At 57.8% G+C, this 15,884-nt stretch carries 13 protein-coding genes and 1 pseudogene; 6 read left to right on the plus strand and 8 right to left on the minus strand.

All coding sequences use genetic code 11. The features are described from left to right. The 4 genes from KGB07_RS25215 to KGB07_RS25230 form a co-directional block, all read left to right on the plus strand. Window positions 1–449, plus strand: a 449-nt coding sequence (locus tag KGB07_RS25215) for a hypothetical protein (protein WP_223466841.1), incomplete at its 5' end; no start/stop codon positions are given. A gap of 157 nt (window positions 450–606) precedes the next feature. Next, the gene (locus tag KGB07_RS25220; RefSeq protein WP_046040433.1) at window positions 607–1,449 is read left to right on the plus strand and encodes a DUF6502 family protein; all 843 of its coding nucleotides are present in this window, start codon (window positions 607–609) and stop codon (window positions 1,447–1,449) included. After that, window positions 1,446–3,023 (plus strand): DUF5666 domain-containing protein, encoded by a 1,578-nt coding sequence (locus tag KGB07_RS25225; RefSeq protein WP_223466843.1) that lies wholly within the window; start codon window positions 1,446–1,448, stop codon window positions 3,021–3,023. The genes KGB07_RS25220 and KGB07_RS25225 overlap by 4 nt, the downstream gene beginning before the upstream one ends. A gap of 102 nt (window positions 3,024–3,125) precedes the next feature. Next, window positions 3,126–3,875: a hypothetical protein gene (locus tag KGB07_RS25230; RefSeq protein ID WP_223466844.1), complete on the plus strand. Its 750-nt coding sequence runs from the start codon at window positions 3,126–3,128 to the stop codon at window positions 3,873–3,875. A gap of 106 nt (window positions 3,876–3,981) precedes the next feature. Here KGB07_RS25230 and KGB07_RS25235 read toward each other — a convergent pair whose 3' ends face one another. The 7 genes from KGB07_RS25235 to KGB07_RS25265 form a co-directional block, all read right to left on the minus strand. Further along, window positions 3,982–4,785 carry a 2OG-Fe(II) oxygenase gene (locus KGB07_RS25235; protein WP_046040435.1) on the minus strand — a complete coding sequence of 268 codons (804 nt, stop codon included), beginning with the start codon at window positions 4,783–4,785 and terminating at the stop codon, window positions 3,982–3,984. 83 nt (window positions 4,786–4,868) lie between these two features. Further along, complete coding sequence (locus KGB07_RS25240; protein ID WP_046040437.1) at window positions 4,869–5,678, minus strand: glycosyltransferase; 810 nt, start codon at window positions 5,676–5,678, stop codon at window positions 4,869–4,871. Between the two features lie 414 nt (window positions 5,679–6,092). Continuing rightward, window positions 6,093–7,607, minus strand: coding sequence for a DUF1254 domain-containing protein (locus KGB07_RS25245; RefSeq protein WP_223466846.1), 1,515 nt, complete (start codon window positions 7,605–7,607; stop codon window positions 6,093–6,095). A 124-nt stretch (window positions 7,608–7,731) separates the two neighbouring features. Beyond that, window positions 7,732–8,772 carry an AraC family transcriptional regulator gene (locus tag KGB07_RS25250; RefSeq protein WP_185754772.1) on the minus strand — a complete coding sequence of 347 codons (1,041 nt, stop codon included), beginning with the start codon at window positions 8,770–8,772 and terminating at the stop codon, window positions 7,732–7,734. A 149-nt stretch (window positions 8,773–8,921) separates the two neighbouring features. Further along, window positions 8,922–10,352 carry a DUF1254 domain-containing protein gene (locus tag KGB07_RS25255; RefSeq protein WP_046040439.1) on the minus strand — a complete coding sequence of 477 codons (1,431 nt, stop codon included), beginning with the start codon at window positions 10,350–10,352 and terminating at the stop codon, window positions 8,922–8,924. Between the two features lie 51 nt (window positions 10,353–10,403). Then, window positions 10,404–11,744 carry a DUF1329 domain-containing protein gene (locus KGB07_RS25260; protein WP_223466848.1) on the minus strand — a complete coding sequence of 447 codons (1,341 nt, stop codon included), beginning with the start codon at window positions 11,742–11,744 and terminating at the stop codon, window positions 10,404–10,406. 14 nt (window positions 11,745–11,758) lie between these two features. Further along, entirely contained in the window at window positions 11,759–13,582 is a 1,824-nt protein-coding gene (locus KGB07_RS25265; protein WP_317850414.1) for a DUF1302 domain-containing protein, read from the minus strand. Between the two features lie 145 nt (window positions 13,583–13,727). Here KGB07_RS25265 and KGB07_RS25270 point away from each other — a divergent pair, with 145 nt between their 5' ends. Then, a complete protein-coding gene (locus KGB07_RS25270; RefSeq protein WP_223466852.1) occupies window positions 13,728–14,759 on the plus strand; it encodes a helix-turn-helix transcriptional regulator in 1,032 nt (343 codons plus the stop codon). 81 nt (window positions 14,760–14,840) lie between these two features. On the opposite strand, the gene KGB07_RS25275 is transcribed toward KGB07_RS25270, so the two are convergent. Further along, window positions 14,841–15,326 carry an adenosine-specific kinase gene (locus tag KGB07_RS25275; RefSeq protein ID WP_223466853.1) on the minus strand — a complete coding sequence of 162 codons (486 nt, stop codon included), beginning with the start codon at window positions 15,324–15,326 and terminating at the stop codon, window positions 14,841–14,843. 359 nt (window positions 15,327–15,685) lie between these two features. Between KGB07_RS25275 and KGB07_RS25280 the strand changes: the two are divergent. After that, window positions 15,686–15,884 (plus strand): annotated as a pseudogene (locus KGB07_RS25280) (hypothetical protein); the annotation flags it as partial.

The raw sequence follows: 15,884 nt of genomic DNA on the forward strand, positions 1-15,884 counted from the left end.
GTGGTGGAAACGGCGGCGGAAGCGGCGGTGGCGGCAGCGGTGGTCATGGCGGTAACAGCGGGAATGGCGGCAATAGTGGCCACGGCGGTAACAGCGGGAATGGCGGCAACAGTGGCCACGGCGGTAACAGTGGAAGCGGTGGCAACAGCGGTCACAGCAGCGGCGACCATGGCAATTCAGGTAATTCCGGTCCAGGAAGCGCGAATTCCGGTCGCGGTGGTACCCATGCGGAAGCGGGTGACGACCACGGCAATCACGCCCGCGGCGAGGCCGGTGACGACCACGGCGTCCACGTTGGCGGCGAGCCTGGTGATGACCACGGCGTCCACGTTGGCGGCGAGCCTGGTGATGACCACGGTGTCCACGTCGGCGGTGAGCCGGGTGATGACCGCGGTGTCGACGTTGGCGGTGAGCCGGGTGATGACCGCGGCGTCCATGCCGGCGGCTAACCCGGCGACGACAACAGCCGGATCTGAAGCGTTTAGTGGCTCATGCAAAACCCTGGGGACCGGTTTTGCATGAGGCGCGGCAAAAAATACGCACGTGGGTTCATGGGATTATTTCCCACATGGCTATACTGGGGTTATCTATCCAGGAATTCGCTGAATGCAATCGTCCACGTTGCCCACCTCGCTCCTCAAAGCCTTGCGGCATGTCATGCAGCCGCTGGTGCGCCTGATGCTGCGCAAAGGCGTCACCTACCTGGTATTTGCCGACCTGCTCAAGGAGGTTTTCGTCGAAGTGGCGGACCGTGAGTTCCGCCTGGGCGAGAAGGCACCGAGCGACAGCCGCATCAGCCTGCTCACCGGTGTGCATCGCAAGGATGTACGGCGCTTGCGCAATACCGGCGACCCGGCTGCTTCCACGCTTCCGGAAAACATCACGTTCGGTGCGCAACTGGTCAACGCCTGGGCCCGCGCGCCTTTCTGCAACGACGCCGGCCAGCCACTGCCACTGCCTCGATTGGCCAGTGTCGGCGGCGACCGTTCCTTTGACGCCTTGGTAGCGAAGGTCAGCACCGATATCAGGGCGCGGGTGGTGTTGGACGAATGGCTGCGCCTGGGGGTCGTGCGCCTCGACGAACAGGAGCGTGTGCACCTTGAAGCCCAGGCCTTCGTGCCACAAAAGGGCTTCGATGAGAAAACCGCTTACCTGGGGCATAACCTGCACGATCATGCCTGCGCTGCGGTACACAATCTGAGCAGCGAAGGCCCGGCCTTTTTTGAACGTAGCGTCCACTATGACGCACTGGCCCCGATGAGCGTCGAGGCGTTGCGCGAGGCCGTGGCCAGCGAGGGAATGCAGGCCCTGTTGAGCTTCAATCGACTCGCCGCCGAACTGGAATTTCGGGATCTGCCCAGCCTTGAACCGCGTCAGCGCATCACGGTCGGCCTTTACTTCTACACTGAAGCTTCCGATCCCAATTCGCCAAAAGCTCCTGAATCATGACCGTCAAATTGCGCCTGATTCGTGCAATCGCCCTCGCTCTGGGCCTCGGGCTTCCGATTGTGCTGCAAGCCGCCCCAGCCTGTGTCAGCCAGAATGACGCGGGCATCAGCGAAGTGCCGGTCATCCAGGCGCCGGGAGGTACCGGCGGTACGGGCGCAGCGCCAGGCGGCATGGGCGGTACCGGCATCGACACCGACAACGGCGGGATCGGCGGTACCGGCGCACCGCTGAAAAAACGCCCTGGCGGCATTGGCGGCACTGGTGCCGTTGCAGGCGGCGTGGGTGGTACGGGCATCAGCAACGATAACGGAGGAATCGGTGGCACCGGCATTGTCGGCACCATCACCGGGTTTGCCTCGATCTGCGTCAATGGCGTGGAAGTGCACTTCAACAAAAACGTTCCGGTCAACGAGAACGGCATTGCCACCTCCAGTACCAGCCTGGCGATAGGCCAAGTGGTTGCCGTGGAAGCGTTCAACTCCCGGCGCGGTCTGGAGGCTGGGCGCATTTCTATCCTGCACGCCTACGAAGGCCCTTTGACAGCCCTGCCACGCGATTCCATGCCCATGCGCGTCATGGGGCAACCGGTACGCCTGGCCAACGGTGCCCAGGTCACTGCCGGTCTGCGCCTGGGTGATCCCGTACGGGTCAGCGGGCTGCGCGATGCTCGTGGCGAAGTGGTGGCCAGCCGTATCGACCGGGCGCCCGGCCTCAAGGAGGCCAGTGCCATCGGCCCGGTGGATCGCAGCGGCTATCTCCAGGGAATCAAACTCAGCAATCACCCAGGCCCGGCGCAGGAAATGCTGGTGCGCGGCCACTGGTCCGGTCGCGAACTGGACGTGAACCAAAGCCGCCCCGATCCGAGCCTGCCTTTCATTGGCCGGGCACACAATGCGGTGATCGAGGGCCTGGTACAGAGCCGGCAGGACCGCCATTTGGTGGTGGGTGGCTTTAATGTGACGCTGGCACGCGACACCGTGTTTGTCGGTGTGCAGGCTTCGCAGCTGACGCTGGATCGACGCGTGCGGATCAACGGCGTGTTCACCGGCGCGCGGGAGGTGCAGGCAACGCGTATCGAATTGCCTCGCGAGCGCTCCGATTCGCCAACAAGTAACCGGCACGGACGACTCGGTTCCAGCGAGCAAGACACCGACAACTCAAGTGGCTCGGGCAACTCGAGCGGCTCTGGCAACTCTGGCAGTTCGGGGGATTCGGGGAACTCGGGCAGTGACAGGAGCGGTCGCTCCGAGAGCGCGGGCAGTGTCATCGACGATACTAGCCACGGGGGCAGTGACAGTCATGGCGGTGGCGACAATATAGAGCGCGTTGACGTGGACAAGTCTGGCAAGTCAGAGCGAGTCGAGAAGGTCGATCAATCCGGCAAAGTCGAGAGAGTGGAGAGGGTAGAGCGGGTAGAGAAAGTAGAGAAGGTAGAACGTCCGGAGAAAGTCGAGAAAGTTGATCGGCCAGAGAAGGTAGAGAAGGTTGATCGGCCAGAAAAAGTTGAGAAGGTAGAAAAAGTCGAGAAGGTTGAGCCGGTTGAGAAAATCGATCACTCCGGCAGGTCGGGTTAAACAGTGCAGCCATGATGCACTTTCGTCATAAGTAACTAGGCTGGGTAAGTCACGCAACAAAACATGCGTGTGAACTTCGATGACGCCAGACACGAGGTGAACATGGACCCCAAGCGCATCCTGCTCGTCGGTTGGCTTGCCAGCCTGGCCTTGCCGGCCTTGGCCGATACCTTCACGACCTCAATCGGAACCGACTACTCGCGAGGCGACTATGGCACCGGTACTACGTCCGAAACCTGGTACGTCCCGCTGGTGGGCAGGTACGAAACCGGTCCCATGACCTATAAGCTCACTGTGCCCTGGCTACGCATCACCAATCCTTCGGTCGGCCCTGACGGCGAGCCGCTGCCTGGCGGTTGCGGCAAGGTGGAAAGTGGTCTGGGCGACACCGTTGCCGGTGCCGACTATGCCGTACTCGACGGCAGCGTTAGCGGGCTGTTCGTGGACCTGATCGGCAAGGTCAAGTTGCCCACCGCCGACGAAGACAAGTGCCTGGGCACCGGCAAAACCGACTATTCCGCCCAGGTCGATGTTGCCAAAGCCTTCGGTCCCGTGACCGGGTTCGCTACCCTGGGCTGGAAAAAGTTCGGTGACCCGTCGGGCTCCGACTTCGACAACCCGATATTCGCCGGTCTGGGCTTCGCCATGCCCGTGTTCGCGCGCACCACGGCGGGCGTGTCCTACGACTGGCGGCAGAAGGTTGTTTCCACGGGCGACGAGATCAAGGAAATCACACTTTTCCTCACGCACAAGCTCAATCAGGAATGGAAGTTTCAGTTGTATGCCGTCAAGGGATTTTCTGACGCCAGCCCGGATGGTGAGGCCGGACTGTTGCTCAGCCACGTTTACTGATTCCTGGCCGTTACCTGCTGCGCGCCCTGTTCGGTATCGACATACCGGGACAATTCCTGCTGGTCCGCGGTATGACGCCATTGTCCGTTTCCGGGCGCTTTGCAGTTCAGTTTTTCTTCTTGATCAGTTTATTGATGTAGTACTTCAGGCTTAAACGATCCTTGGGCCTTGGTTTGTAGTGGGTCTTGTTTCTTTGTGCCGGATCGATCGCCATGGTTCCCGCAGTGTAGTAATAAAGCGCGATAGACCTGCGGGTGATGTGCTCCGGAGTGGTTAAAGGCTCCGGGTGCCCATGATTGCTGTCCTTGTCTGTGTTGAAAATGACACAGCGATTGTAAATGGGCAGGACTTTCTTAAGGCAGGTCTTCATGCCGACATCCCAAAGTTCCAGGTTGCCGCCGTATTCCTCCTGCCAGTCTTCATTCAGATAAATGATGATGTTCAGTCTGCGCTCGACATTAAGCTTTTTGTTGAGCCTGAAGTCCGAGTGCACCCCCAGGAAACCACCGCTTTTCGTTTCATGCAGGCCGCCACCGCTAAAGTAGGGGTCGGGTATCAATCCCTCGATGCCTGTGAGCTTTTCAAGAAACTGCAACATGGGGGCCGAGTTAAAGGCGTTGAAAACAGTCTTCAAATAGGCGTCGCATTCGTTGGGGCTGATTTGACGTTTGCGTTGACCTTTATAGCCGCGCTCGTAGAGCATTTCGTTGTTGGTTGGCTCGACCGGGAAGTGCGAGCAGATGCTCGCAATCAGGTCTTCGTGCAAGAAGTTGTCGATGACTATGTGCGGAAATGGCGTAGCCTGAACATAGCTGCCGGTCAACGAGGCACCAAAGGCGCTGGCGGCATTTTGGTCGAAATCAAGCTCCGGGGACAGGGTGATAGGTAGTGCTTGAGTGATGGGTGCCATTACCGCTCCAGTAACTTGATAAAACGACTTTTGGGTGACTTGAAACAGCGTTGAACGCACTGCTCGTTGCGTCTGTTCGTAGCTTAATTTTTTCTGTCGTCCTTGTTCAGACGCTTAAGGATGTTGTTGTACATTTTGGTTCGTCTATGAGTTTTATCATAGCCGCCAGCCGCTGCGACAGTGCCGGCCTGAATGTGATCCAGATAACTGAAGATTTTACCCGGTGATAACATTTCTACGACATAACCCAGCTCGATCATGCGGTCCTGGAGTGTATAGCCTGGCACTCGATCATCCATCGAAAAGTGCATATTGTGCTGTTTGACAAGTTTGCAGTTCCATAGCGTGCAGAAACTTTTCAAATAGACTTCTTTGTACGGTTTTGGTTCTCTGGAACGTAATCCCATGGAGATTTTCAGACGTCTGAAGTGATGTTTGAACAGTCGTGAGCTATAGCGCCAGACAGATCGCGTGGTACCGCGGTTTAATTGCTCGACACAACCGACGGCCGCGACCTTTGGATTTTTCAAGCATTTATTCAGCATCATCGGAAAAACATTCTTGTCGAAAACAAATGTATCGGTGTGCATCAGGAATAAATAATCGGTGTCAATTCGTTCCAGAACCAGGTCAAGTGCCTTGCCATGTGCAATATGGCCCGCTTCTGGTGCGGAAACAGAGCGCTCGATCAAATTGATCCAGTCAAGAGTTCGTAAGTACTCAGTGCTCTCATCGGCGGAATAGTTGTCAACCACCCATACCGGGACGCTGTTGCTGCCAAAATGCTGGTGCAATAAGTCCAGGCATATCTTGGTAATTTCTGGTGTTTTGTAATTTACTATAACTATGCTGAAGGCTTTGGAGCTTTCGGCCAGTAAATCAGGGTTGTTCATCGTTCAGGTGCTCAATGTTTTTGTATTTGGTTATACGAATGATTGAACCTGTATACAGTTCTTGAATGTTTTTTGCGCAAAATCTTGCGTGGCCATAGAGCACAATTTGTTAAGTCGCTTTGTCATGCATAATAACCAAGGCCTGCTCAGGCCCGACGGAGAGCAGTAGAAACGGAGTTCATCGTATAAGGATCTGCTCTGCAGGTAAACATTTTGACTTGATTCGTTACATCATGAGGCTGGACAGGCCAGCGTCTTGGGACGGTGTGAGCCGCTCTTGCGTCGGGCATTACGCGCCGCGTAGATGGGCCGGTTAAGCATGCGTGCGCGCGATTCATTTTCAGGGGGAGCGACCACATCAGGTGCTCCCCATGGGCTTTGTGCCCGACAAGCTTTCGTGAGCCGCTCGTTTGGCTATTGCTTGACCGGTTCAATGTCATTCAATTGCCAGCTCTTATCGAACCAGGGTTTCAGTGGACCGTACAGGCGGAAGATGGTCATCCAGCTTTTGCCCGGTATGGTTTGAATCCAGTTTTCGGCGTTGGCCGGTTTGCTCGGCGCAAAATAGAGATCAACCGATCCGTCGACGTTGGCTTTCAGGCCCTTGGCACTGCTCAAGCTTGGGAACTGGGTGTCTGTCTGGAGCATCGAGCGGGTCTGGGTGTCATACAGCACGACTGACCAAAAGTCTTTGGCGGGGACATTGGCCGGTACTCTTAACCGATAGGTTTTCGCACCATCAAAAGGGTTGCCTTCATTGTCGAAGTTGGCTGCCGTGTATTGCGAGCCGATACCTGGCATGGCGATGGCCATCGCAGGGGTATTGACCGTGGCCGCATAGAAAAACATGGTGCGCGCATCGAAATTTCGGGCGCCGTCATTCAACCACTCATAACTGCCGCCAATGAACGGAGTGGTCCAGTGACGGTCGGGATAGATCAGCGCCATGGGATTGCGGTTATCGAAATCGATTGAGCGTGCCGTGGCATTCCCGACAGCGACCGAGTCAGTCAGGATTTTTTTCATGCGTGCATCAGGCTCGAATGGTTTGCCTTTCTGCATCCCGATGGCGGCCATGAGCCCGGTCATGTCCGGACCGTAGGCACCTGCAGGTTCTTCCTGGACGATCTGGTTCAGCTCTTCATAGAACTTGAAGGTATTGGCGTGGATGGTATTCATCTGTTTGCCGGAGAGGCTGATGAACCTGGTTTGCGGTGGCGACTTGAGCGACGTCAGTGGATAAACGCGCAGACCTTTTTTCAGGCTCGCTACACCTGGCCTGGTATCACCGTTCTCCATGAATGCACGGCCAAACAGCAGGTTCCCGTAGGTGGGGGACTTCACCACGAAATACCCCTCAGGCAACTTGCCCTCATAGCCTGGCGGGACGAGTACATACTTGCCGCCCTTGCCTTTATCCGGACCCGCGTTACCCAGGTCGACTACATAACGGAACCAGAAGTCGTCGATGACCCCGAGGATATTGGGCGGGGTTTCGACAATGAGCGGACCATCTTTGAGGTCCAGCCAGCTCCAGAAGTAAATAGTCTCGGTATTGGCGGTCAGAAACAGCAACCGTGAATCCATCAGGTTTTCAAAGATCCCGACAGTGCCATTTTCCGCGCCGACTTCTCGCAATCCGGTACGGATCGCCACCATGGAAGCGCCAGGAATGCCGTTCAGAAAGACTTCGACACCACGCAGAAAGTCCAGGTGGTCGTAGAGTTTCCTGGAGGTCTCCCTGGTGGGTACGCCATCGAAGAACTTCAGTTCACCAATCGACGTATCGACGCTGTCTGGCGTCTGGATCTCGGTTGGAATGGGCGTGGTCATTTTGTATGTTGCCGGTTCAGCGAACGGTGCCTGGCCTAGTGTAAGCATCAGGGATGCGGCAAGCGTGGTGCGAATGAATGGGTGCTTGAGTTGCATAAAAACGTCCTGTGTATGTGCGCAAGCCCAAAGTCCTTGGGCCGTTTAAGTGTGCTGAGTTTTCAAGCTCAGGTAAATGCACTCACGCTTGGCGCTGCTCATGGGCACCTTTGAGCTTTGTGAACTAACCAAGCGCCTGGCGTCGATAGGCCATGGGTGTGTTGTTTTGCCATCGTCGAAAAGCGCGCACCAGACTGCTGGTGCTACTGAATCCCAGTTTGCTGGCAACCTGTTCCAGACTCAGTGCCGGATTGGCCAGAAGCACCAGCGCTTGAGCCTCGCGTGCCTGATCGAGTAACTGGCTGAAGGTCAGGCCCTGGCTTGTCAAGTTGCGACGCAGCAACTTCGGGCAGATGTCCAGCTCGGTCGCCAGTTGCTGGACATCGGGAGTTTCGGTGAGCATGTCGGCCAGGCGCGAACGTAGCGCGCTGGGGGGCAGCGGTAGTCCAAGTTGCGCCAGATATCGCAGGATGGGTTGTTCCAATTGAGCCAGCAGATGCGGATTGGCTCCGGGCAGGGGCATTGCCAGGCTTTCAAACTTGAAAACCATCGCACCACAGGCACAGCCAAACGTTACCGGCAATCCCAGTGCCCGCCAGGGCGTAGGGTCCTTGGGAGGAGGGCGGGGCAATTCCAGGCGACGTAGTAACTGCCGCGCGTGCAAGCCGGTCTGACGCTCGAACAGGCGAATGCAAAAAGCCTGGAAGAAGCAGTCGAGTGCAGCATCGGTAGGGCGTTGCGGCCCGTGCCGACGGATTTCCAGGCGACAGTCTCCATTGGCATCTATCGAGAGTTGAGGCAGTGCGATAGTGGTCAACACGCGAATAATCTGTACATGGCGCTGCAAGGCCTCGCCAAAGGTGGCGCTGGTACAGAGTGCCAGGTCAATGCCATAGAACTGTGCGGGCTGAAAGTACCGGGCCACGCGCAAGCCAAACGCTTCATCACCGGTCAACTCGACACAGCGAAGCCAGAGCGGACTGAGTGTCGTCATCGTTAGTCGCAGCTCGCTGTCGAGCATCACCGCAGGGTCGATACCGACACTCAACAGCACAGGCTCCGGATCGATTGCGTAGGCACCCCGCAGTGTGCCGGCGATAGCACTGACCACTGTGGCCAATGTTGACTGGGCCAGCGTTGGGGAGGCGGCTGTGGCATGGCTCATGGCTTTGGCGCAATCGAAAGTGAATGACACAGGATGGCTGGCGGTCCCGGGTTGTGCAAGGCGCGAAAAAAAACGCCCCGACGCTTAAGTCCGGGGCGGTTCAAGGGGGCATGGCCCCAAGCGTCGATGTGGCTGAGCAGCAATCAAAGTCAGGCGCGGCTAACGAAGGGGCCTGGCCAGGTCAGGGCAGCAAAATCACCTGTAGGTTCATAACCCCGCAAAATCATCAGGAACGGCTTGCCGGCCTCGGTCGGCAGCCAGTTCGCGGTTTTATCATCGCCCGGATCATTGGCTTGCAGGTACAGGGTGATCGAACCGTCGGGGGACGGCAATAAGTGCGAACGGCTGCCCACGGAATACCGGTTCAACGGATTGGGGATCACCGTATAGCCTTCGTAGCGGTACAGGTGGATGGACCAGAACGCCCGAGCCTCGGGCAGTTTGCCGGCGGGGAATGTCACGCGATAACGGGCACTGCCGTCGAGCAAGTGGCCAGTCGTATCCTTCTGGTACATCAGATAGATGGTTTCGCTGATGGGCAATGCCACGGTACCCAGCAAGGCCATGCCAGCCCGATAGCGGAAGTCGTCGCCATACGTGCCTATGTGCTTGAGCGGGTACAACCAGCCATTGCTCGACAGATTGCCGGGCAGGTTTTTGGTGGTGGCAGTCACCCTGGCGCGACCATCGATTTCGGCCCGCAACAGACCTCGGAGAATGTCCTCGTCGAGTGTGGAAAAGTCTGATGGCTGGCTGGCGCCCAGGCCAATGGTGGTAAATGTCGACAGCAGGCTGCCGTCATGTTGCGGGGGCGGGCATTCTCGCAACATCAGCTGCAAGGTCTTGAAGTCGGCCAACGCGTCCGCTTGCACGTCTGTCGGTTGGAAGACCTGGGCAGGCGGCGCTTGCCAGTCGGGTTGACCGTACGCGCTCAATGGGCACAGCTTGAAGTGCTCCTGAAGCGCGATCACTTGCTGGCGATCCGCCTCGTCAGTGAAGTACAGGCGCAACACGCCGAACACCAACGGCGAAGGCGCCCGGTAAACCTTGGCCACTTCACTTGGCAGCGTGCCCTGCCATTGCGGGCCGACCATCGCGATCAGTGTCTCGCCAGTCAACTCCCGGTGATTGGGTACACCAAAGCCTACGCCAAACAGGTCACACAGCTGAACGCTCCAGTATCGCGAGGCAATCGCCGGAATGCGCAGCAGCAGTGGCTCCTGCCGCAGGTCACCCCAGAAGTTGGAGTAGAGGGTATCGGTCTGCGGCATGCCCGGCACTGCCGGAGTCACCGTCTGCCGGCGGTGAATAAAGGCGCCATAGCGGTGCTTTTCACCGACCATCGGATCGCCTTCCATCATTCGCTTGTAACGCAGGCGGGCGAAGTAAATCAGTGGGTAGCCATACACGTATGCGGCGAGCCCCAACTGGTAGGCCTGTTCCTCTCGATTGTCGGCGGCCAGCAGGCGCGCACCAGGCAATAGGGCGCCCAGACCACCGATCAGACCGGCGACGGCAAAGCCTTTGAGCAGGTGCCGGCGTTGCTCGAACAGTTCGGTTACATCGTTCAAATCGTCCATCAGCGTGTCCTTGAATACGAAGCGATGAGCAGGCGGGGGAGCCTGGCGGGCTTACTTGCCCAGGCGCTTGAGTTGGGCTGGAGTGAACTCGGCTTTTTGCGTGGTGAAACCGACGTCCATTTTCTTCGGTACTTCGTTGGTCATGTAGTTGGTCGCATAACCGCCGGAGATCAGGTCATAGGTAGCCTCCACCGCAGTGATCGGCAGCTCGATGTCATGCTGCTGGGTCAAGTACGCCTCGTAGTTGCGCCACAACTCGCCGCGGCTGTCGTAGATGTCCGAGGCCATGATTTGCCAGGAGTCCTCATCGATGTAAAAGCGACGCTTGGCATAGACGTGCCGGGCAGTGGGCTTGAGAGACGCCTCGATCACCCAGACGCGGTGTTTTTCATAGCGCACCAGATCCGGATTGAGGTAGCCAGGCTTGAGAATGTCGGCGTACTTGAGTGCCTTGTTGGCCAATTGGAAGGCGTTGTAACCGACCAGCATTTCCTGCTTGCCGATCAGCTTCCAGTCGTAGCGATCCGGGGCACCGTTGTAGCCGTCTACGCTATCGGACACCACCTGGCCGAAGCTGTAGCGTGCGCTACTGTCATAGGCCACTGTAGGCGCGCGACGCACGCGACGCTGACCCGGGATGTACTGCCAGGCCGCACGCGGTTCGGTGATCTGGTTCAGCGGTTCCTGGATCAGGGTCACTTCGCCGGAGTAACGCGAGGGTGTCAGGGTCAACACCCGGTTGAAAAACAGCACGTTGGCGTCCGGTTCAATGTCTGTGACGTTCTCGCGAAAGGCGCTCATCGCATCGTATGTGACCACCGTGGAGTCGCCCCGTGCCTGCACGACGGCCGAGGCGAACTCGCGCCGAACGGCACCGCCACGGAAACGTGTCAGGTGGTTCCACAACACTTCGAGGGCATCGGTCGGTTCGGGAAACGGAACGCCGAACTGGTAGCCTTTGAGGCCATAGCCACCTTCTTCGAGGGACACCGTGGCCAGGTTGGCGCGGGTTTGCTCCTGGTACTTCTGCGGCAGGCGCGCGGTACGGTGGGTCGCAAACACCCGCATGTGGTATTCGGGATAGCGGGAAAACATGGCCTGCTGACCGGGACTGAGCTGGGGCTTGTATTGCGCCAGGTTGCTCTTGTCGACGGTGTACAGAGGCTTCTCCCCGGCAAACGGGTCGGCGTAGTTACCGTCGCTGCTGACGGCTGCGGCACCGGGTTTGAGGCCGCCACTCCAGGCCGGAATACTGCCGTCGGCATTGGCGCCGCGTTCGGCTCCGATGGGCGTCAAGGTGTTGTCCAGTCGAGTGGCATCGCTCTGTTTGGCCAGTGCCGGGCTGCAGCACAACACGGTGATCAGGGAAAGGGCGAAAGGAAATCCGGTCATGGTTAGGTTCATCATCAGAAACTGGCCTTGAGGGTGACCGAGGCGAAGTCGCGGTCATCGAGGGTGGAGAATTTGTTGGTGCCGAAGAAGTCGTTGTAAGCCAACTCCAGCGAGTAGTTGTTCCGGTAGTCGAAGGTCAGCGCCGCACCGGCGGCCATTTGCCCCTCCTGGAAGTTAGGGCCGTAGCCCTCTACGTCATGTCGAAAGTTCAGCGAGGGTGTCACTACCGTGGCCGGAATCAGGCTTTCGAATGCCAGTGCCGCCCGTAGGCGATAGCCCCAGGAGAAACCGGTGGTGAAGCCGTGGGTGTTGCAGAAGTCGGCGTTCTTTTCGGCCGCTTGTGCGGCACTCAAGCCACCGACCGCAGGCACGAAGCAGGCTGCCCCGTTGTTCTGCACCCGACCGAACACACTGGCGCGGCCCAGGCGTTCTTCCTCCAGATTGATGTCGTCGATCCAGTTGGCACCGGCTTCCGCGGCCCAGGTGAGTTTCTGGGCACCCAGCACGTTGCTGATGTTGTCGGTAGCCCCCAGGCTGTATTGCCAGACTTTCTTGCGCTTGTAGCCTTGCACCTCGCTGCCGAGTGCCGGTGCGACACCGTCGAAAATCGGCGTGCTGGCACCGGCACCGGCGATGGCCGCCACCACATCGGAGGCGTTGTAGGACAGCGGTTGGTTGGGTCGGTAGCTCAGTTCGCTGAATACGGCCGTGCTGCCGACCACACCGTTGAGGCTTATGCCGAACAGGCGGATGTCTTGCGGGTAGACAGTGTTGTACGTGCCGGTAGGCAACGTTCCGGCGGCCAGGCTGGTGCGCACTGACCCGTTCAGGCTCGGTGTGCGGCTGTGGTAGTTGGCGTAGTAAAGACCCAGCTCGGCATCATTGAGTGATTCAAGCGTCTTGTGCAGGGCCAGGCCATATTGCCCGCCATCCTTTGGCCAGTCAGTCGGGCCACGGCTCTCGTAGGCGCGCGCGCGGATCGCCTGCGCAGTGGTCAGGTTGCCGGTTGGATTCACGATGACCTGAGTCATCTGACACCCTTCCTGAGTGTTGTCACTGACTGAGAAGAAGGTGCCGCAGCCGTCCAGTACCGAGGGCCGGAAGTTGTATTGATAGAACCCCTCGAGGCTCAGGCTGTCGGCCAGGTCATAGTTGAAACTGAGCATCTCGACCGGCAACTGGCCTTCCTTGAGCTCCACGCCAGGGCGGTTGAACGCTGAGGCATCCAACGGGTTGATGGCGTTGATGCCATTTTGCAGGAACAGCGCTTCGCCCCAGGACAAAACCTGCTTGCCCAGTTTGACGTTGAGTTGGTGATCGTTGATCTCGAAGTTCTTCCATGCATAAAGATCCAGCACTTCGAAGCCCTGAAATTTTGCAAGGTCTTGCCAGCCACTGTCATCGAACCGGGTGAAATCGCCGTTGCCGGTTTCATAGGCATGGTCATACCAGTACTTCACGCGCACGAAGGCGCCTTGTTCGCCATCGTTCAGATCGAATTCTGTGAGCCCCTTGAAAATCTGCGAGATCGCGTCGCCCTTGTCGAAGTTGAGCTTGCCATCATCGGCGTTATAGTTGATGCCTGCGCCACGTTTGCCGATTGACCGGGCATCGGCGACGGTCAGTTGATCCGGATCGGCGTTGCGCAGGGCCCAACTGCTGCCCAGGGTCAGTGTGGTGTTACTGGTCAGGCTCCAGTCGTCATTCACTTGCCAGGTACTGGCCTGGGCGGCCAGTGGGCCGGTCAATGTGGCCAAGGTGATACCTGCCACTGACAGGCTTGGGCGCAACCGTGATCGGCGCGGTGTGGGATTGCGAGAAAGGGCGAGTCGTTTCATGCGCTAAATCACCTGTTTTTGTTGTATTGGTGAGTGTGTTGAAGCGCGCATTGAGCTGGCGGTTGGCTGCCAGGTCCGTACTATGTCGCGCTTGCGACGGTGCAAAACGCTGCTCCGCCTGGACGACAACGATGGGAGGGTTTGCTTGAAAAACGTTAATCATTGGCCGACAAATCGTTTCCCTTCACATCGAAATAGACCGTCGTTATGCGTCTGCATAATCAACTCGGGGGTGCAGGAACTGGAGACTCGCGGTCTGGACTTGCAGCGATTGCAAGCCGACTGGGGCGTGAGTTTGACCAGCCTGCGCCAGCCCCATGTGCGCCTGCCGGCGTTTCTTGCCCGACGCTTCTGGGAAGTGGCACGCGAACTCAGTGGTGATCCAGCCATCGGCCTTGCCGCCGCTCGCCAGAGTGATCCGGGACAGATGCTTGGTCTGGCCTATCTGATGCAACTGATGCCCAGCCGGTTTGCGTCGCTGGAAGAGTTGTCGCGCTACTGGCCACTGTGGACCGGGCACATGGCATTACACATCGAGGAAAAAAATGGGCTGTTGCACGTTGCCTTGCTACCCGGTCATGCCTTGTTGCCAGCAGTTGAAGAACTGGATTTCTGGGGCGCGCTGCAAATCCAGCACCTTAAAGGTTTGCCGGGTACCACCAATGCCATTCGCGAATTACGCCTTCGGCGTCCGCGACCAGAAAACCCGGAGCCCTGGCTGAACCTTGCCGCAGACCTGGTGCAGTTCGATGCCCCACGCGATGAGGTGGTTCTGGACATGGATGCTTTGCGTGAGCCACGCCCAGCCGGCAGTCCGGCCGTCTGCAATGCCCTGGCGAACTCGTTGAAGAATTATGCGACGCAAACCAGCCGTGAATCGGTGCTTGAAGCGGTGGCCAACATCGTGCTGGCTGATCTGGCGCACGCGCCTGGCCTGGATCAAACCGCCGAACGTTTGCACATAACCTCGCGCACATTGCATCGGGCATTACAGCGCGAAGGCTGGACATTCAACGCTATTGTTGAAATTCAACGACGGTACGTAGCGCGCGATTTGCTCTCGAACCCTGAGCTGACAGTGAGCGAAGTGGCTGAACGAGTGGGGTATCGAGAGGTATCAAACTTCAGTCGGGCCTTTCGCCGTTGGTATGGCATAAGTCCTGGTGCCAGGTCGTGATGGGCAAATCGCAGAAAAGCACTCTGGCACAGAGAAAATGAAGCCAAAGGAAAATCTTTGGCGAAATGCTCGCCCTGCAATTCACAGCTTGTAGCCAATCTGCCGCAGCAAGTTCTTGCGCCACAGAATGTCTTCATCACCTTCGATGTCATTGGCACAAAAGCCATCCACTACGCCCAGGATTGCTCGCCCTTGCTGCGTCTCGGCGAGAATCACTTCGGTTGGATTGGCTGTTGCACAAAAAATACGGCATACCTCTGGAACCATTTTGATGGTGTTCAACACGTTCAGCGGATAGAAACCGTCACCCAGGAAGATGATGAAGCTATGGCCTGCGGCGATGGCTTTCGCATTCTTCTGTGCCAGTTCAATCATTGAGCTATTGGTGCCAGACCATCGCACCAGGCATTGGCCAGAGGCTTCACAAAAGGCCACGCCAAACTGGATCCCTGGCACGGTATTGACCAGCGCTTCGTGGATGTCCTCGACAGATTTGATGAAGTGCGTCTGACCCAGAATGAAGTTCGTCGCATCCGGCTTTTCGATTTTCAACGTGATGAGTTGCATTTCAAACACCTCCTTTCACGATGTTGCCAAGAGAGCCTGGCAACAAACCAAGCATAGCTACTCATTGGTTATTGCTGCGTCCTCTGTCTGTTTTTGGTCAATTGCTCAGCGCGTGCCCTGGACCTGATGTCTGGTCGTTGACACTTGGGCTGACAGGACTAATCTAAGTGATGTGGGAATATTTCCCACGTTTCGATGCCGGCTGGCTCTGAGGGATCGTACGGAAACCGCAGTGGCTCGTTAATACTGCAGATTTATGGCTGTGCCGGTTGGCTGGCCGCTCCAATGGGCGGCCGGGAACTCACTGGACATTGCGTTCGATATGGAGGTGACGACGCAACTCCAAGCGGAGGTGCATCATGCTGCTCAAGAAATGTTTGTTGGCTCTGGCAATAGGCGGGGTCTTGTCTGCATCGACTGTTCTGGTGCCCGATTACATCGGCAGTTTCTCCAGCGTGTATGCCAAAGACGGCGGCAGCGGCGGTGGAGGCGGTGGCGGTCACGGCGGTGGCGGCGGTTCCGGAGGCGGTGGTCACGGTGGTGGCGGCGGTTCTGGAG

This window comes from Pseudomonas sp. GL-RE-26 (assembly GCF_019956275.1).
Classification (GTDB): Bacteria; Pseudomonadota; Gammaproteobacteria; order Pseudomonadales; family Pseudomonadaceae; genus Aquipseudomonas; species Aquipseudomonas grandcourensis.

What these genes read in the sequence shown, in the direction of transcription:
- KGB07_RS25220 (WP_046040433.1), top strand. Translation starts at nt 607, where the DNA reads ATGCAATCGTCCACGTTGCCCACCTCGCTCCTCAAAGCCTTGCGGCAT.
- KGB07_RS25225 (WP_223466843.1), top strand. Translation starts at nt 1,446, where the DNA reads ATGACCGTCAAATTGCGCCTGATTCGTGCAATCGCCCTCGCTCTGGGC.
- KGB07_RS25230 (WP_223466844.1), top strand. Translation starts at nt 3,126, where the DNA reads ATGGACCCCAAGCGCATCCTGCTCGTCGGTTGGCTTGCCAGCCTGGCC.
- KGB07_RS25235 (WP_046040435.1), bottom strand. Translation starts at nt 4,785, where the DNA reads ATGGCACCCATCACTCAAGCACTACCTATCACCCTGTCCCCGGAGCTT.
- KGB07_RS25240 (WP_046040437.1), bottom strand. Translation starts at nt 5,678, where the DNA reads ATGAACAACCCTGATTTACTGGCCGAAAGCTCCAAAGCCTTCAGCATA.
- KGB07_RS25245 (WP_223466846.1), bottom strand. Translation starts at nt 7,607, where the DNA reads ATGCAACTCAAGCACCCATTCATTCGCACCACGCTTGCCGCATCCCTG.
- KGB07_RS25250 (WP_185754772.1), bottom strand. Translation starts at nt 8,772, where the DNA reads ATGAGCCATGCCACAGCCGCCTCCCCAACGCTGGCCCAGTCAACATTG.
- KGB07_RS25255 (WP_046040439.1), bottom strand. Translation starts at nt 10,352, where the DNA reads ATGGACGATTTGAACGATGTAACCGAACTGTTCGAGCAACGCCGGCAC.
- KGB07_RS25260 (WP_223466848.1), bottom strand. Translation starts at nt 11,744, where the DNA reads ATGACCGGATTTCCTTTCGCCCTTTCCCTGATCACCGTGTTGTGCTGC.
- KGB07_RS25265 (WP_317850414.1), bottom strand. Translation starts at nt 13,582, where the DNA reads ATGAAACGACTCGCCCTTTCTCGCAATCCCACACCGCGCCGATCACGG.
- KGB07_RS25275 (WP_223466853.1), bottom strand. Translation starts at nt 15,326, where the DNA reads ATGCAACTCATCACGTTGAAAATCGAAAAGCCGGATGCGACGAACTTC.